The organism is Pseudomonas sp. Marseille-Q5115 (genome assembly GCF_916618905.1).
GTDB lineage: Bacteria > Pseudomonadota > Gammaproteobacteria > Pseudomonadales > Pseudomonadaceae > Aquipseudomonas > Aquipseudomonas japonica_A.
This window is the reverse complement of record NZ_CAKAKI010000001.1, coordinates 3119425-3133799: the sequence shown is the minus strand read 5'-3', so window position 1 is coordinate 3133799 and position 14375 is coordinate 3119425. Positions and strand designations below refer to the sequence as shown.

The window sequence follows — 14375 nt, the reverse complement described above, 5'->3', positions numbered from 1 at the left end:
GGCGAGAACCCGGAGGGAGCGGCAATGACAGACAAGCCATTCGCGCAGGCGGATCAGCAATGGGTCGAGCTTATCGGCCAGGCCAGGGAGTGGTTCGAGGGCCCGCTGGGCCAGCTGTTGTTGCGTGAGGAGCACGCCGTGCTCAGCGCCGAGCTGGGCAAGTTCTTCGGTGGCTACCTTGTTCACTATGGCCCGCACGCCGACGCGCCGCCCGTCGCTGCCCGTATACAGAACCACGTTCGGCTGGGCGCGCCCTGGCCGGGGGTGCACATTGCCTGCGAGGAGCAGGCCTGGCCCCTGGGCGAGCATGCGGCCGATCTCGTGGTGTTGCAGCATGGGCTGGATTTTTCCCTCTCGCCCCACGGGCTGCTTCGCGAAGCGGCACGGGCGGTGCGCCCCGGTGGTCACCTGGTGATCGTGGGCATCAACCCTTGGAGCCCCTGGGGCGCCAGGCACCTGTTCGCCAAAGGGGCGCTGCGCAAGGCCCGCTGTATTTCCGCTTCCAGGGTAGGGGATTGGCTGAACCTGCTGGGCTTCGCGCTGGAGAAAAAACGCTTCGGATGCTATTGTCCGCCGCTTGCCTCGCCTGCCTGGCAGGCGCGCATGGCCGGTTGGGAGCGGGTCGCCGGGCGCTGGCAAAGCGCTGGCGGCGGCTTCTATGTGTTGGTGGCACGCAAGCTGGTAGTTGGCTTGCGCCCGCTGCGCCAGGCACGAAGAGAGCCCATGGGCAAGTTGTTCCCCCTGCCGCTGGCCAAACTCAACCGGCGCGATGGCGGGCAGTGAGCGGTTCACGTTTTCGGTACAGGTCGATCAATGAGCGATGTTGTCGAGGTTTACACCGATGGGGCCTGCAAAGGTAATCCCGGCCCGGGCGGCTGGGGTGCGCTGCTGGTCTACAAGGGTGTGGAGAAAGAGCTGTGGGGCGGTGAAACCTCCACCACCAACAACCGGATGGAGCTCACCGCCGCCATCCGCGCGCTCGAAGAGCTCAAGCGGCCGTGCCAGGTCAACCTGGTAACCGACTCCGAATACGTGATGAAGGGCATTCAGCAATGGATGCCCAACTGGAAGAAACGCGGATGGAAAACCGCTGCCCGCGAGCCGGTGAAGAATGCCGACCTCTGGCAGGAGCTGGACGCGCAGGTGGCTCGCCACCAGGTTACATGGCAGTGGGTACGCGGGCATAACGGCCATCATGGCAACGAACGGGCAGACGACCTGGCCAATCGTGGCGTTGACGATGTACGCAGGCTGCGGCAGGGCCAGCCGGGGGTAGCGCCATGAACATGCCCATAACCGCGCAGCGGATCATCGTACTCGACACCGAAACCACCGGCATGCCAGTGACCGACGGCCACCGTGTGCTGGAAATCGGCTGTGTCGAGGTGGTGGGGCGTCGATTGACCGGGCGCAATTTCCACATTTACCTGCAGCCGGACCGCGACAGCGACGAAGGCGCAATCGGGGTTCACGGCATCACGTCCGAGTTCCTGCGCGACAAGCCCCGTTTTGCCGAAGTGGCGGACGAGTTCTACGAATACATCCGGGGCGCCACCCTGGTCATCCACAACGCGGCGTTCGACGTCGGCTTCCTCAACAACGAGTTCGCCCTGCTGGGCCAGGCCGATCGCGCCGACCTGAGCCAGTACTGCACCATCGTCGACTCGCTCGGCCTGGCGCGGGCGCGCCATCCTGGCCAGCGCAACAGCCTGGACGCGTTATGCAAGCGGTATGGCATTGACCTGAGCGAGCGTTCGCTTCACGGCGCGTTGCTGGACGCCGAGTTGCTGGCAGACGTGTATCTTGCAATGACAGGCGGCCAGACCAGCCTGTCATTGGCCGGCAACGGGGACACCGAGGAGGGTGGAGATGAGCAGGGTAGCCAGGTTCGCAGGCTACCAGCCAACCGGCCGCTGGGCCGTATCATCATGGCCACGGAAGCAGAGCTGGCCGCTCACGTTGCGCACCTGGAGCGAATCGCCAAGGCGGCGGGCGGTGCGGCGCTATGGGTAGAAGAGACCTGAAGCCAGCCTCTTCACAGCTTACGGAATACGGACGATCTCGATGCCGCTCTGCACCAGCATGAAGCGGTCATCACCCAAGTGGTTTACGCGATCGCCAATGGCCAGGCGATACGTGAGTGGGGAGGCTTCGTCAGTGCTTCCGTCGGGCAGAAAGGCATTCTGGAAGGCTTGAACAGGGTACACGCGCCCTTCAGCGTCCCTTGCGTGAAACTGGGCCACCATCTGTGCTGCCATGGTTACATCCTCCGAGCGGTGCGGCGCAAGTGTCTGACACCATAGACTCTTGTTTTGCCTTAAGGTTTTACATTCGGTAAAAAATTACTGCGGCAGATCGCCGCACAATCCCGGTGCGTCGGTCGCGCAGCTGCCCTGGGCGGGTGCATTCGCCCGGTGTTTTCGCTATCCTTCGCCACCTTCCAAAAGCCCCACAAGGGCCTCTGGAAGCGTCTGCCGAACCCGGTGGCCCCCTTTCCCTCGACCTTGCGGGAAATCTCCCTATCCTTCGTTCGTCTGCAGTATGGTCCCGCAAAATGAAAGTGCTTAAAGGCCAGGATATTCTGGCACTCGGTTTCATGACATTCGCCCTCTTCGTGGGCGCTGGCAACATCATTTTCCCCCCTATCGTCGGTTTGCAGTCCGGGCCCTATGTGTGGCTTGCCGCGCTTGGCTTCCTGGTGACCGCCGTGGGCCTGCCTGTGCTCACCGTGGTAGCCCTGGCCAAGGTAGGTGGCAGTATCGACGCACTCAGTAGCCCCCTGGGGCGCTTTGCCGGCGTTTTGCTTGCGGTGGTCTGCTACCTGGCGGTAGGCCCGTTGTTCGCTACCCCGCGTACCGCTACCGTGTCCTTCACCGTAGGCCTGGCGCCGCTCACTGGTGATGGGCCGTTGCCGCTGCTTATCTACAGTGTGGTGTATTTCAGCGTGGTCGCGCTGGTATCGCTGTACCCGGGCCGCCTGTTGGACACGGTGGGTCGTTTCCTCGCTCCGCTCAAGATCCTGGCGCTCGCCGCGCTGGGGACCGTGGCCTTCCTGCACCCCGCCGGCCCGGTTGGGGAAGCCACCGCCGAGTATCAGGCCGCTCCGTTCTCGCTGGGGTTCATCAATGGCTACCTGACCATGGATACCCTTGGCGCGCTGGTGTTCGGCATCGTGATCGTCAATGCCATTCGCTCGCGTGGGATCGAGTCGCCGCGCCTGGTGACTCGCTATGCCGTGATCGCCGGGCTGATTGCCGGCATAGGTCTGGTGCTCGTTTATCTGAGCCTGTTCCGCCTGGGTTCGGGAAGCCACATCATCGCCACTGGCGCGGCTAACGGCGCTGAAGTGCTGCATGCCTACGTGCAACATACCTTTGGTGACCTGGGCAGCATGTTCCTGGCAGTGCTGATATCGCTGGCCTGCCTCGTCACCGCGGTTGGCCTTACCTGCGCCTGCGCCGAATATTTCAGCGGCTTGCTGCCGCTGTCCTATCGCACCCTGGTACTGCTGCTGGCGGCGTTCTCGCTGCTGGTTTCCAATCTTGGGCTTACTCGGCTGATCGCGGTATCCATTCCGATTCTCACGGCAATCTATCCGCCCTGCATCGTGCTGGTAGCGCTGAGTTTCGTGCAAAACCTCTGGCGCTCTCCCATGGGCGTGGTTGCGCCCGTGGCGGTTGTCTCGCTGCTGTTTGGCGGCATCGATGCGTTCAAGGCCACACCATGGGCGGAACACCTGCCCGTGGCACTGGCAAACCTTCCGCTGAGCCAGCAGAACCTGGCCTGGTTGATCCCGTCCGTCGCTACCCTGGCCATCGCGGCGGTGTGCGATCGGGTGCTTGCCGGCCGCGCCGAACGCGCCGAGGGCTAGCCTCCCTTACAAGGCCTTGTTTACTGCAAGGCCTTACCCTTGGCCGAAGGCGAGTGCTACGCTGCTACAGCGAACCGGCAACCGTCGGGCCCAGGGAGGGATCATGAGCGATGCCATCGGTGGTTATTTCGAGCTGGAGGTTCCCTCTGGCGAAGCGTTGTACCCCGCGGCGCTGGGGTACAACAGCGCGCGTTATGCCTTCGAGGCGCTACTGCTACAAAGCGGCACCCGGCGCCTTTATCTCCCCTGGTACACCTGCGGCACCATGGTCGAGGCCGCGCAGCGCAGTAGTGTCGAGCTGCGGCGATACGCTCTCGATAACCGGCTGCAGCCTACCGAGCTGCCCTCGCTGGATACAGGCGAAGCGCTCCTCTACGTCAATTACTTCGGCTATAAAACCCCCTTTATCGAAGGCGAGCTGGCCCCGCGGTATACGGGGCAGCTGATTGCCGACCACGCCCAAGCTCTGTTCGCAAGCCCTCCCAAAGGGGTGCCTACGCTGTATTCGCCGCGCAAGTTCATGGGTGTGCCCGATGGCGGCTGGCTGCTCAACGGGCCTGCTGCAACTCAGCCGCCTGCGGCTACCCTCAGCAAGGGCCGCTTCGGCGCATTGCTCGGCCGGCTCGAAGACGGCCCCGAACCGTGGTACGGCAGTTATGTTGACGTGGAGCGAGGTATTCGGGAGGAGGGTATGCGCGGCATGTCTTCGCTGACCGCCCGGCTGCTGCAAGGCGTCGATTATGCAGCCATCGCGGCGCGGCGGCGGGCCAACCTTGGCTGCTTGCACACGGCGTTTGCAAAGGTCAACCGCTACGAAATAGCACTGCACGACGGGCTTGCACCCATGTGCTATCCGCTGCTGCTCGACAGCGCGGCTCAAGCAGAGCGGGTGCGTGGCGAACTCGCACGGCAACGGATTTATATCGCGACGTACTGGAAGGATGTGCTGGAAGCAGGCGGGAGTTGCGAGGTGGCCCGGCAGTGGGCTGAATGCATGTTGCCCTTGCCGATCGATCAGCGGTATGGCGAAGCCCACATGGCGCGGCTGATCGAAGCAGTGAACCAGGCGCTGATATAAAGCCCGGCCGCCTGTGTTGCTTGAGGCGGGCCGGGTTGCAGGGCAGGCCGGAGCGTATTACTGCTTTGGAGCAGCTTCTGGAGCAGGGGCGTTGCCGTTGGCCGGGGTGCTTTCCTCGGTAGCCTTCTGATGGGCTTCGGCGGCGTCCTGGTTGGCCTTGGCGTTTTCCTTGGCCGCGTCGTTCACGTGGTCCTGAGCTTTGTCCATTTGCTGTTGGGCGTTTTCTTTATGGTCCTGGGCGTCCTTGGCTTTGTCGGACGCGTTATCGCAGGCGGCAAGGCCCAGGGTCGCGGCCAGCATCAAGGCATAGGCGAAAGTCTTTTGCATGGGGTGTTTCTCCTTATGGTTAATCATTACGTGCCTTCGAACGCAGCCGGGTCCGTTAAGTTCCTGCCTTCCGGGGCGTCGGCGCCTTGCACCCCTGGCCCTTGAAATCGGCCGCGCTGCCCCCATCTGCTGAACATCCCGCCCGTGAGCCGGGCAGTCCGCGCCGCCTGGCGGCTTGTGCCAATCAGCATTGGAGTTCGAACAAATGAGTGTGGAAACTCAAAAGGAAACCCTGGGCTTCCAGACCGAGGTGAAACAACTGTTGCACCTCATGATTCATTCGCTGTATTCCAACAAGGAGATCTTCCTTCGCGAACTGATCTCCAACGCTTCCGACGCAGTGGACAAGTTGCGCTTCGAAGCCTTGGCACGGCCTGAATTGCTTGAGGGCGGCGCGGAACTGAAAATCCGCGTGACCTTCGACAAGGATGCGAAAACCGTGACCATCGATGACAACGGCATCGGCATGAGCCGTGACGAAGTCATTGCCCACCTCGGTACCATCGCCAAGTCCGGTACCGCAGACTTCATGAAAAACCTCACCGGTGACCAGAAGAAGGACTCGCACCTGATCGGCCAGTTCGGTGTGGGCTTCTACTCGGCCTTTATCGTCGCCGACCAGGTAGAGGTGTTCAGCCGCCGCGCCGGCGCACCTGCCAGCGAAGGCGTGCACTGGTCCTCCAAGGGCGAGGGCGAGTTTGAAGTCGCCACCGTCGAGAAGGCCGAGCGGGGTACCCGTATCGTGCTGCACCTGAAAGCGGACGAAAGCGAGTTCGCCGATGGCTGGCGCCTGCGCAACGTGATCAAGAAGTACTCCGATCACATCGCGCTGCCGATCGAGTTGCCCAAGGAGCAAGCCGCGGCCGAAGGCGAAGAAGCTGCCGAGCCTGGCTGGGAAACCGTGAACCGTGCCAGCGCGCTCTGGACCCGCCCTCGCACCGAGATCAAGGACGAGGAGTATCAGGAGTTCTACAAGCACATCTCTCACGACTTCGAGAACCCGCTGAGCTGGAGCCATAACAAGGTCGAAGGCAAGCTGGAATACAACTCGCTGCTGTATGTGCCGGCGCGCGCGCCATTCGACCTGTATCACCGCGAAGCCCCGCGTGGCCTCAAGCTGTATGTGCAACGCGTGTTCATCATGGACCAGGCCGAGTCGTTCCTGCCGCTGTATCTGCGCTTCATCAAGGGCGTGGTGGACTCCAACGACCTGTCGCTGAACGTTTCCCGTGAAATCCTGCAAAAAGATCCGATCATCGACTCGATGAAGTCCGCGCTCACCAAGCGCGTGCTGGACATGCTGGACAAGCTGGCCAAGAACGAGCCCGAGCAGTACAAGGCCTTCTGGAAGAACTTCGGCCAGGTACTGAAGGAAGGCCCCGCCGAAGATTTCGCCAACAAGGAAAAGATCGCCGGCCTGCTGCGCTTCGCCTCCACCCACGACGAGAGCGGCGAGCAGTCCGTTTCGCTGGCCGACTACCTGAGCCGGGCCAAGGAAGGGCAGGACAAGATCTACTACCTCACCGGCGACAGCTACGCGCAGGTCAAAAACAGCCCGCACCTGGAAGTCTTCCGTAAGAAAGGCATCGAAGTGCTGTTGCTCACCGATCGCATCGACGAATGGCTGATGAGCTACCTCACCGATTTCGACGGCAAGGCGCTGACCGATGTGGCGCGCGGCGACCTTGACCTGGGCAAACTGGACAGCGAAGAAGACAAGCAGGCCCAGGAAGCTGTAGCCAAGGAGAAGGAAGGCCTGGTAGAGCGCTTGAAAACCGCCTTGGGCGATACCGTGAGCGAGGTGCGTGTATCGCATCGCCTGACCGACTCGCCAGCCATCCTGGCCATTGGTGAGCACGACATGGGCTTGCAGATGCGTCAGATCCTTGAGGCAAGCGGGCAGAAGGTTCCTGATTCCAAGCCGATCTTCGAGTTCAACCCTTCCCACCCGCTGGTGGAAAAGCTGGACCACGAACCCGATGAAGACCGCTTCGCGGACTTCGCCCACATCCTGTTCGACCAGGCTGCATTGTCTGCCGGCGATAGCCTGAAAGACCCGGCTGCGTACGTGCGGCGCCTGAACAAGCTGTTGATCGAGTTGTCAGCTTAACGCCTGTGTGATGGAAGCCCGCTACGGCGGGCTTCTTTTTTGAGACATACCTTTGGGGCAATCAGGAGCAATCAATGAGCACCATCACCGTTGAGTCGTTGGTTTATCAGGTAGACGGCGCGGCTTACGAAAGCCGGCTGGTTTTTGATGCCGATATCAAATCACCGCGCCCGGGCCTGGTCATGGCGCCGAACTGGATGGGCGTTTCCGAAGGCGCGGAGCGCATCGCCCAGGCTGTTGCGTCGCAGGGCTATGTGGTGCTCGTGGCCGACCTGTACGGCCAGGCTGTACGCCCTTCGGATGCCGACGGCGCGCTGGCCGCCATGATGCCGTTGAAAAACGATCGTGGCTTGCTGCGTACTCGCATGCAGGCGGCGCTCAAGCAACTCACCGAGCAAAGCTTCGCGACCGTGGACAGCGCCAACCTGGCCAGCTTCGGCTTCTGTTTCGGCGGTTGCTGCGCGCTTGAACTGGCCCGCGACGGCGCTGCGCTGAAGGCCGCGGTGTCGTTCCACGGTACCCTGGATACCCCGAACCCGGCCGATGCGAGCAATATCAAGGGCGCGGTGCTGGTGATGCACGGGGATGCGGACCCGCTGGTACCCAAGGAGCAGTTGCCGGCGTTCACTGAAGAAATGAACGCCGCGAACGTGGACTGGCAGTTGATCAGCTACGGCGGTGCCTACCACTCGTTCACTGACCCCGAAGCCAACAACCCGGGCAAGCAGATGTACGACAAGAAGATCTCGGACCGGGCTTTCCAGGCGATGCACAACCTGTTCGCTGAAGTGTTCCAGCCCCAGCTTTAATCCCGGCGTGACGGGCTGGGCAGCTCAATGCGCCCGGCCTCGCCTGGCACTTCCGGCCAGTCCCCTACGGCCCAGCGAGCGCGAGCCTGCTCTATCAGGGCCGGGTCGCTGGCCACGAAGTTCCAGTTCATGCGGCGAGGGCCGTCCAGTGGCGCGCCACCTATCACTGCCAGGCGTGCGCTGCTGGTAGTGCTCAGGCTGGCTTCCACCCCTTCCTCCAGAACCACCAGGGTACGGGCCTGCAAAGGGTCAGCACCCAGGTAGGCTTCGCCTTCGAGCAGGAACACCGCCCGTTGCGAATGTTCGTCGGGAATCAACAGCGAGCTGCCCGCAGTCATTTCCACGATCGCATACAGGGTAGGGGAGAGCACCGGCACGGGTGAAATCTGCCTGAACCCGTGGCCCGCCACTAGCGTGATGCGTACGCCACCTTCCTCGTGGGAAGGCAGCTCGTCGGCCTCGAAGTAGTAATAGGTCGGGTCGTCCTGTTCCTTGGGCTTGGGCATGGCCAGCCACACCTGCAGGCCATGTAGCCGGCTGCCGGCTTGCAGCAGGTCGTCAGGGGTGCGCTCGATGTGGGCGATGCCATTACCTGCGGTCATCCAGCTCACCTGGCCAGGCGCCACCCGCTCCTCGGAACCCAGGCTGTCCTTGTGCAGCAGCTCACCCTCGAACAGGTAAGTCAACGTGGAAAGGCCGATATGGGGGTGCTGATGGATGTTCATGCCCTGCCCGGGCGGGTAGTCATGAGGCAGGATGTAATCGAAGAAGACGAATGGGCCCACACTGCGGCATTGAGCGGAGGGCAGGGGGCGCAGAATGGGTTGGCCGCCGACGCTCTCCTGCCGAGGGGTAATCACTGACGCGATGGCCATGAAGGCTCCTGATGAGGCTGCAAATGGCAAGTGGCAGCAGTGTAGCGCACAAACAAACGGCGCCCCATGGGAGCGCCGTCATCATGCTGCTTTTGCTTTTAGCTTCTACTTGCAGCTTGCAGCTTGCAGCTTGCCGCTTATTTGCCTTCCCAGCGCTTGAGCACCAGGGTGGCATTGGTGCCACCGAAGCCGAAGCTGTTGCTCATCACGGTGTTGAGCTGCACGTTCTCACGGGTTTCCCGCAGGATTGGCATGTCGGCCACGGTAGGGTCCAGCTCGTCGATGTTCGCCGAACCGGCGATGAAGTTGCCTTCCATCATCAGCATGCAGTAGATGGCCTCGTGCACGCCTGCGGCGCCCAGCGAGTGGCCCGACAGGCTCTTGGTAGAGCTGATGGGCGGAGCCTTGTCACCGAATACTTCACGAATGCCCTTGATTTCCGCCACATCACCTACCGGCGTGGAAGTGCCATGGGTGTTCAGGTAGTCAATCGGGGTATCGACCGTTGCCAGGGCCTGCTGCATGCAGCGGATCGCGCCTTCGCCGCTCGGGGCTACCATGTCATAGCCGTCGGAGGTAGCACCGTAGCCGACCACTTCGGCGTAGATCTTCGCGCCGCGGGCCAGGGCGTGCTCCAGCTCCTCGACCACTACCATGCCGCCGCCGCCTGCGATGACGAAGCCGTCACGCTTGGCGTCGTAGGCGCGGGAGGCTTTTTCCGGCGTTTCGTTGTACTGCGAAGACAGCGCGCCCATGGCATCGAAGAGGAACGACTGGGTCCAGTGTTCTTCTTCACCGCCGCCGGCGAATACCACGTCCTGCTTGCCGAGCTGGATCTGCTCCATGGCCGCACCGATGCAATGCGCGCTGGTGGCGCAGGCCGAAGCGATGGAGTAGTTCAGGCCCTTGATCTTGAAAGGCGTGGCCAGGCAGGCCGATACCGTGCTGCTCATGGTACGAGTGACCCGATACGGGCCAACGCGCTTCACGCCTTTTTCGCGAAGGATGTCCAGCGCTTCCATCTGGTTCAGCGTGGAGGCGCCCCCGGAACCGGCAATCAGCCCGGTACGCGGGTTCGACACTTGATCTTCACTGAGGCCGGAATCCGCGATGGCCTGCTGCATCGCCAGGTAGGCGTACGCGGCGGCATGGCCAACGAAGCGGTAGACCTTGCGGTCGATCAGTTCTTCGAGGTTCAGGTCTACCGAACCGGAGACTTGGCTACGCAGGCCCATTTCGGCGTATTCCGGGTTGAAGCGGATGCCGGGGCGGTTTGCGCGCAAGTTGGCGGAAACGGTGTCTTTGTCATTGCCCAGGCATGAAACGATGCCTAGACCCGTGATAACGACGCGGCGCATGCGAGTAACCCTTAGAAGTTTTCGGTGGACGTGAACACGCCGACACGCAGGCCGTCGGCGGTATATATCTCGCGGCCGTCAACGCTGACCGTGCCATCGGCGATGGCCATGTTCAGCTTGCCCTTGAGCACGCGCTTGATATGAATGTTGTAGGTCACTTTGCGGGCTTCAGGCAATACCTGGCCAAAGAATTTGACCTCGCCCGACCCCAGGGCACGGCCGCGGCCCGGCAGGCCTTGCCAGCCCAGGAAGAAACCGACCAGCTGCCACATGGCATCCAGGCCCAGGCAGCCCGGCATTACCGGGTCGCCTTCGAAGTGGCAGGCAAAGAACCACAGGTCGGGGTTGATATCCAGTTCGGCGACCAATTCACCCTTGCCGTACTTGCCGCCTTCCTCGCTGATGTGGGTGATGCGATCCACCATCAGCATGTTAGGGGCGGGCAATTGCGCGTTACCTGGGCCGAACAGCTCGCCGCGACTGCAGCGCAGCAGGTCTTCCCGAGTAAAGGCGTGTTGTTTGGTCATGCGAGCTCCTCAATGGTCCCTGCCGGGCAGGGGGCAAATCATCCCGGCCGGCTGAAAAAGGGGCGTGTTTCCCCAGGCCGGCAGCCTAGTCATAGACTAATGCGTTGTGGTTAAAGTCACAGGATGGCGGTCTGATCCCTGCCAATCCGTTTGAATACGTGACCCGCTGACGCGGCGCGCCGCAAGGCGTGCAGTTCAAGGCGGCGCACTGTACCACCGTTGTGCGCCGCTTTGCAGAGGTGATACTGCGCCACTCACGCCAGCCAGCGCTGCAGCAACTGCTGCAGATCAGTACGCTTGAACGGCTTGGCCAGGTAATCGTCCATGCCGGCCTCCAGGCAGGCTTCGCGGTCACCCAGCAGGGCATTGGCAGTAAGCGCAATGATGGGGAGCCCGTTGCGCTCTGGCAAGCGCCGAATGCGCCGGGTACTCTCATAACCATCCACAATGGGTAACCGGCAGTCCATCAATACCGCGTCGAAGGTCTGCTGGCGCACGCTGTCGACCGCCTGCGCTCCATCACCTACCACGCTTACCTCGTAACCCAGGCTGCGCAGCATGGCCTCGATGACTGTCTGGTTGACCGGGTTGTCCTCCACCAGTAATACGTGATGATTCTGACCCTGCGCCGGGGCATTGGTTCGTGGCACGAGGGCATTGCTCTGCTTGGCCGGGGCCGGCTTGTGGCTCAAGGCCAACGGCATTTCGAGGGTGAACACCGAGCCGCGTCCTTCGTTGCTCTGGGCACGCAAGGTGCCACCCATGCGTTCGGCAAGGTTGCGGGCAATCGGAAGGCCAAGGCCCGTGCCGCCGTAACGCCGGGAAATGGAACTGTCGGCCTGCTGAAACGCCACGAACATACGCTCGAGCGCTTCGGGGTCGATGCCGATGCCGGTATCGGCCACCCGGCAACTGAGCCAGATCAGCCGGTCGTCCAGCACCTGGCAACGCGGTTCTACCTTCACGCCGCCGTGCTCGGTGAATTTCAATGCGTTGCCGATGAGGTTCACCAGGATCTGCCGGATACGCGTAGGATCGCCCAGCACCTGCCATTCGTTGAAACCCGGCTCGGCGTCAAGGGTAAGGGCGAGCCCGCCTTGTTGCGCGCTGTGTTGGAAGGAATGCACGCATTCGCTGAACAACTCCCCGAGATTGAAGGGGATGTGTTCGAGTTCCAGCCCTGTACGCTCGATGCGGGAGAAATCGAGAATGTCGTTGATCACCTTGAGCAAATGCTCGGTGGACTGCGTGGCAAGTACCGCGTATTCGTGCTGTTCGTCGTTGAGCGGGGTGGTTTCGAGCAGCTGCAACATGCCCAGCACGCCGTTCATGGGGGTACGCAATTCATGGCTCATCATCGCCAGGAATTCGGTCTTGGCGTTGTTGGCCCGTTCCGCCTCTTCCCGGGTATGGATCAATTGCTCCATGGCTTCGCGCTGTTCGCGGCTGGCCTGCTCCAGCCCTTGGGCCAGGTCGTTGATATGCTGCGCCAGGGCACCCAGTTCGCTGTTGACCTCTACTGGAAGGGTCGCCTTGAAGTCCCCTTGGCGAATCGCCTTCACTGCCGCGCCCATGTTGCGAATAGGCTGAGACAGCCCGCGGGAAAGGCGCCGTGCCATCAGGAACGTCGCGGCCAGGGTGAACAGCGCGAGCACGCCGGCCTTGATAAGAATTTCCTGCTGCCGCTCATTGAAGGCATCGTCGGACATGCCGACCACCACACGCCCCAGGTAGTCGTCCGCGTGATCACCGCCGCTCACGCTGCGCTTGAATTCCCCACTGCTGGCGTACCGCTGCAGCCGGATAGGGGCCTGGAACACCTGCACCGGGGTCACCGACGCATTGCCGTTGGCCGGTTGCTCCAGGTACACCACGATGTCGTCGTCCCGATCCTGCACTTCAAGGAAGCGCACGTGCGGAATACTCAGGGTGGCTCGAAGCAGGCCGTCCAGGACTTCGGTGTTATCGGCCAGTACCCCATACTCCGCCGCCGGTGCCAGCTGACTGGCGATCAGTTGACCGGTGTGGGTCATTTCCTGGCGCAGGTCTTGGATTCGTACGTAGGTAAAGAAGCAGATCAACAGCAGCGTCAGCAACAGGGCCGGGCCCAGGCTGATGATCTGTGTTCTGGCGTGAATATCCCCGCTCCAACGTATATTCACGGGCGGGCTACTCTGTTGCGAGGGCGTGGCATGCTGATCGCTATTTAATGGCATCGGCTCGGAAGCGGGCATCTTACCCGGGATCCGGAACATTTCCAGAGTTGCCGGCGTCCTTCCAGGTTTCCGGCGATGGTCGGCGCGGCCAGGTCGGCGGCGCCGGGGGTGGCTCTGCAAGTATCGCTCCGTATAATGACGAACCGTCTACTCAGGTCCCAATGGAAGTCTATATGTCTGAACAGCAACCGATCGCGGTACTCGGCGGAGGCAGCTTCGGCACTGCGGTGGCCAACCTGCTGGGCGAGAACGGCCATCGGGTACGGCAGTGGATGCGCGACCCCGAGCAGGCCGAGGCCATGCGTACGGCCAGGGAGAACCCGCGGTACCTGAAGGGAATAAAGCTCCATCCCGCCGTGGAACCCACCACTGACCTTTCCAGCGTGCTTGAAGGCAGCGAGTTGCTGTTCGTGGCGCTGCCGTCCAGCGCCTTGCGATCGGTACTGGCCCCCCATGCTGGGGTGTTGGCGGGAAAAATGCTGGTCAGCCTTACCAAGGGCATAGAAGCCAACACCTTCAAGCTGATGAGCGAAATCCTCGAGGAAATCGCACCGGCGGCGCGCCTTGGGGTGATTTCGGGCCCTAACCTGGCGCGCGAAATCGCCGAGCACGAGCTTACTGCTACCGTCGTCGCCAGCGCGGACGAAGCCCTGTGCCGGGCCGTCCAGGCAGCGTTGCACGGGCGGCGGTTTCGCGTGTACGCCAGCAGTGACCGCTTTGGCGTGGAACTGGGCGGCGCGTTGAAGAACGTATACGCCATCATCGCCGGGCTGGCGGCCGCCCTGAACATGGGTGAAAACACCCGTAGCATGCTGATTACCCGGGCGCTGGCGGAGATGACCCGGTTTGCCGTGAGCCAGGGCGCCAACCCCATGACGTTCCTGGGCCTGGCCGGGGTGGGCGACCTCATCGTTACCTGTTCATCGCCTAAAAGCCGTAACTACCAGGTAGGTCATGCGTTGGGTGAGGGGCTTACCTTGGAAGCCGCTGTCACCCGCCTGGGGGAAGTGGCCGAAGGGGTGAACACACTCAAGGTGCTCAAGGCCCGGGCCGACGAGCTGCAGATCTACATGCCGTTGGTCGCCGGTTTGCATGCGATCCTGTTCGAGGGGCGCACCCTCGATCAGGTGATCGGCGCGCTGATGACCGGCGACCCCAAGACCGACGTGGACTTCATCCCCGATAGCGGCTTCGCCTGAGGACT

Annotated in this window: 14 protein-coding genes; 8 read left to right on the top strand and 6 right to left on the bottom strand. The window is 62.2% G+C overall.

The window, feature by feature from the left end:
* The first annotated feature begins 24 nt into the window (after positions 1–24).
* From LG385_RS14400 to dnaQ, 3 genes are read left to right on the top strand one after another with little or no spacing between them, the layout of a single operon-like run.
* The gene (locus tag LG385_RS14400; RefSeq protein WP_225774857.1) at positions 25–783 is read left to right on the top strand and encodes a class I SAM-dependent methyltransferase; all 759 of its coding nucleotides are present in this window, start codon (positions 25–27) and stop codon (positions 781–783) included.
* A gap of 30 nt (positions 784–813) precedes the next feature.
* The gene (rnhA, locus tag LG385_RS14395; RefSeq protein WP_225774856.1) at positions 814–1284 is read left to right on the top strand and encodes a ribonuclease HI; all 471 of its coding nucleotides are present in this window, start codon (positions 814–816) and stop codon (positions 1282–1284) included.
* A 2-nt stretch (positions 1285–1286) separates the two neighbouring features.
* Positions 1287–2024, top strand: a complete 738-nt coding sequence (gene dnaQ, locus LG385_RS14390) for a DNA polymerase III subunit epsilon (protein WP_225776248.1) — start codon at positions 1287–1289, stop codon at positions 2022–2024.
* An 18-nt stretch (positions 2025–2042) separates the two neighbouring features.
* Here dnaQ and LG385_RS14385 read toward each other — a convergent pair whose 3' ends face one another.
* Positions 2043–2258, bottom strand: coding sequence for a hypothetical protein (locus LG385_RS14385; protein WP_181114781.1), 216 nt, complete (start codon positions 2256–2258; stop codon positions 2043–2045).
* A 296-nt stretch (positions 2259–2554) separates the two neighbouring features.
* Here LG385_RS14385 and brnQ point away from each other — a divergent pair, with 296 nt between their 5' ends.
* Together brnQ and LG385_RS14375 are read left to right on the top strand one after the other, a co-directional pair.
* Positions 2555–3871 carry a branched-chain amino acid transport system II carrier protein gene (gene brnQ / locus LG385_RS14380; RefSeq protein WP_225774855.1) on the top strand — a complete coding sequence of 439 codons (1317 nt, stop codon included), beginning with the start codon at positions 2555–2557 and terminating at the stop codon, positions 3869–3871.
* A gap of 103 nt (positions 3872–3974) precedes the next feature.
* Positions 3975–4949 carry a hypothetical protein gene (locus tag LG385_RS14375; RefSeq protein WP_225774854.1) on the top strand — a complete coding sequence of 325 codons (975 nt, stop codon included), beginning with the start codon at positions 3975–3977 and terminating at the stop codon, positions 4947–4949.
* Between the two features lie 57 nt (positions 4950–5006).
* Here the strand turns inward: LG385_RS14375 and LG385_RS14370 are convergent, their stop codons facing one another.
* Positions 5007–5276 carry a hypothetical protein gene (locus LG385_RS14370; protein ID WP_181114774.1) on the bottom strand — a complete coding sequence of 90 codons (270 nt, stop codon included), beginning with the start codon at positions 5274–5276 and terminating at the stop codon, positions 5007–5009.
* A 205-nt stretch (positions 5277–5481) separates the two neighbouring features.
* Here LG385_RS14370 and htpG point away from each other — a divergent pair, with 205 nt between their 5' ends.
* The gene (gene htpG, locus LG385_RS14365) at positions 5482–7386 is read left to right on the top strand and encodes a molecular chaperone HtpG (protein ID WP_225774853.1); all 1905 of its coding nucleotides are present in this window, start codon (positions 5482–5484) and stop codon (positions 7384–7386) included.
* Between the two features lie 74 nt (positions 7387–7460).
* Entirely contained in the window at positions 7461–8195 is a 735-nt protein-coding gene (locus LG385_RS14360; protein ID WP_181114770.1) for a dienelactone hydrolase family protein, read from the top strand.
* Here LG385_RS14360 and LG385_RS14355 read toward each other — a convergent pair.
* The 4 genes from LG385_RS14355 to LG385_RS14340 form a co-directional block, all read right to left on the bottom strand.
* A complete protein-coding gene (locus LG385_RS14355) occupies positions 8192–9070 on the bottom strand; it encodes a pirin family protein (protein WP_225774852.1) in 879 nt (292 codons plus the stop codon). The genes LG385_RS14360 and LG385_RS14355 overlap by 4 nt on opposite strands.
* A 137-nt stretch (positions 9071–9207) precedes the next feature.
* Complete coding sequence (gene fabB, locus LG385_RS14350) at positions 9208–10428, bottom strand: beta-ketoacyl-ACP synthase I (protein ID WP_225774851.1); 1221 nt, start codon at positions 10426–10428, stop codon at positions 9208–9210.
* Between the two features lie 11 nt (positions 10429–10439).
* The gene (fabA, locus tag LG385_RS14345) at positions 10440–10955 is read right to left on the bottom strand and encodes a 3-hydroxyacyl-[acyl-carrier-protein] dehydratase FabA (RefSeq protein ID WP_181114762.1); all 516 of its coding nucleotides are present in this window, start codon (positions 10953–10955) and stop codon (positions 10440–10442) included.
* Between the two features lie 254 nt (positions 10956–11209).
* Positions 11210–13117, bottom strand: coding sequence for a response regulator (locus tag LG385_RS14340; protein WP_225774850.1), 1908 nt, complete (start codon positions 13115–13117; stop codon positions 11210–11212).
* 227 nt (positions 13118–13344) lie between these two features.
* Here LG385_RS14340 and LG385_RS14335 point away from each other — a divergent pair, with 227 nt between their 5' ends.
* Positions 13345–14370, top strand: a complete 1026-nt coding sequence (locus LG385_RS14335) for an NAD(P)H-dependent glycerol-3-phosphate dehydrogenase (RefSeq protein ID WP_181114760.1) — start codon at positions 13345–13347, stop codon at positions 14368–14370.
* The last annotated feature ends 5 nt before the right edge of the window (positions 14371–14375 follow it).

Bases quoted from the DNA above. Each gene is read 5' to 3' on its own strand.
- LG385_RS14400 (WP_225774857.1), top strand. From the start codon at position 25: ATGACAGACAAGCCATTCGCGCAGGCGGATCAGCAATGGGTCGAGCTT.
- rnhA (WP_225774856.1), top strand. From the start codon at position 814: ATGAGCGATGTTGTCGAGGTTTACACCGATGGGGCCTGCAAAGGTAAT.
- dnaQ (WP_225776248.1), top strand. From the start codon at position 1,287: ATGCCCATAACCGCGCAGCGGATCATCGTACTCGACACCGAAACCACC.
- LG385_RS14385 (WP_181114781.1), bottom strand. From the start codon at position 2,258: ATGGCAGCACAGATGGTGGCCCAGTTTCACGCAAGGGACGCTGAAGGG.
- brnQ (WP_225774855.1), top strand. From the start codon at position 2,555: ATGAAAGTGCTTAAAGGCCAGGATATTCTGGCACTCGGTTTCATGACA.
- LG385_RS14375 (WP_225774854.1), top strand. From the start codon at position 3,975: ATGAGCGATGCCATCGGTGGTTATTTCGAGCTGGAGGTTCCCTCTGGC.
- LG385_RS14370 (WP_181114774.1), bottom strand. From the start codon at position 5,276: ATGCAAAAGACTTTCGCCTATGCCTTGATGCTGGCCGCGACCCTGGGC.
- htpG (WP_225774853.1), top strand. From the start codon at position 5,482: ATGAGTGTGGAAACTCAAAAGGAAACCCTGGGCTTCCAGACCGAGGTG.
- LG385_RS14360 (WP_181114770.1), top strand. From the start codon at position 7,461: ATGAGCACCATCACCGTTGAGTCGTTGGTTTATCAGGTAGACGGCGCG.
- LG385_RS14355 (WP_225774852.1), bottom strand. From the start codon at position 9,070: ATGGCCATCGCGTCAGTGATTACCCCTCGGCAGGAGAGCGTCGGCGGC.
- fabB (WP_225774851.1), bottom strand. From the start codon at position 10,428: ATGCGCCGCGTCGTTATCACGGGTCTAGGCATCGTTTCATGCCTGGGC.
- fabA (WP_181114762.1), bottom strand. From the start codon at position 10,955: ATGACCAAACAACACGCCTTTACTCGGGAAGACCTGCTGCGCTGCAGT.
- LG385_RS14335 (WP_181114760.1), top strand. From the start codon at position 13,345: ATGTCTGAACAGCAACCGATCGCGGTACTCGGCGGAGGCAGCTTCGGC.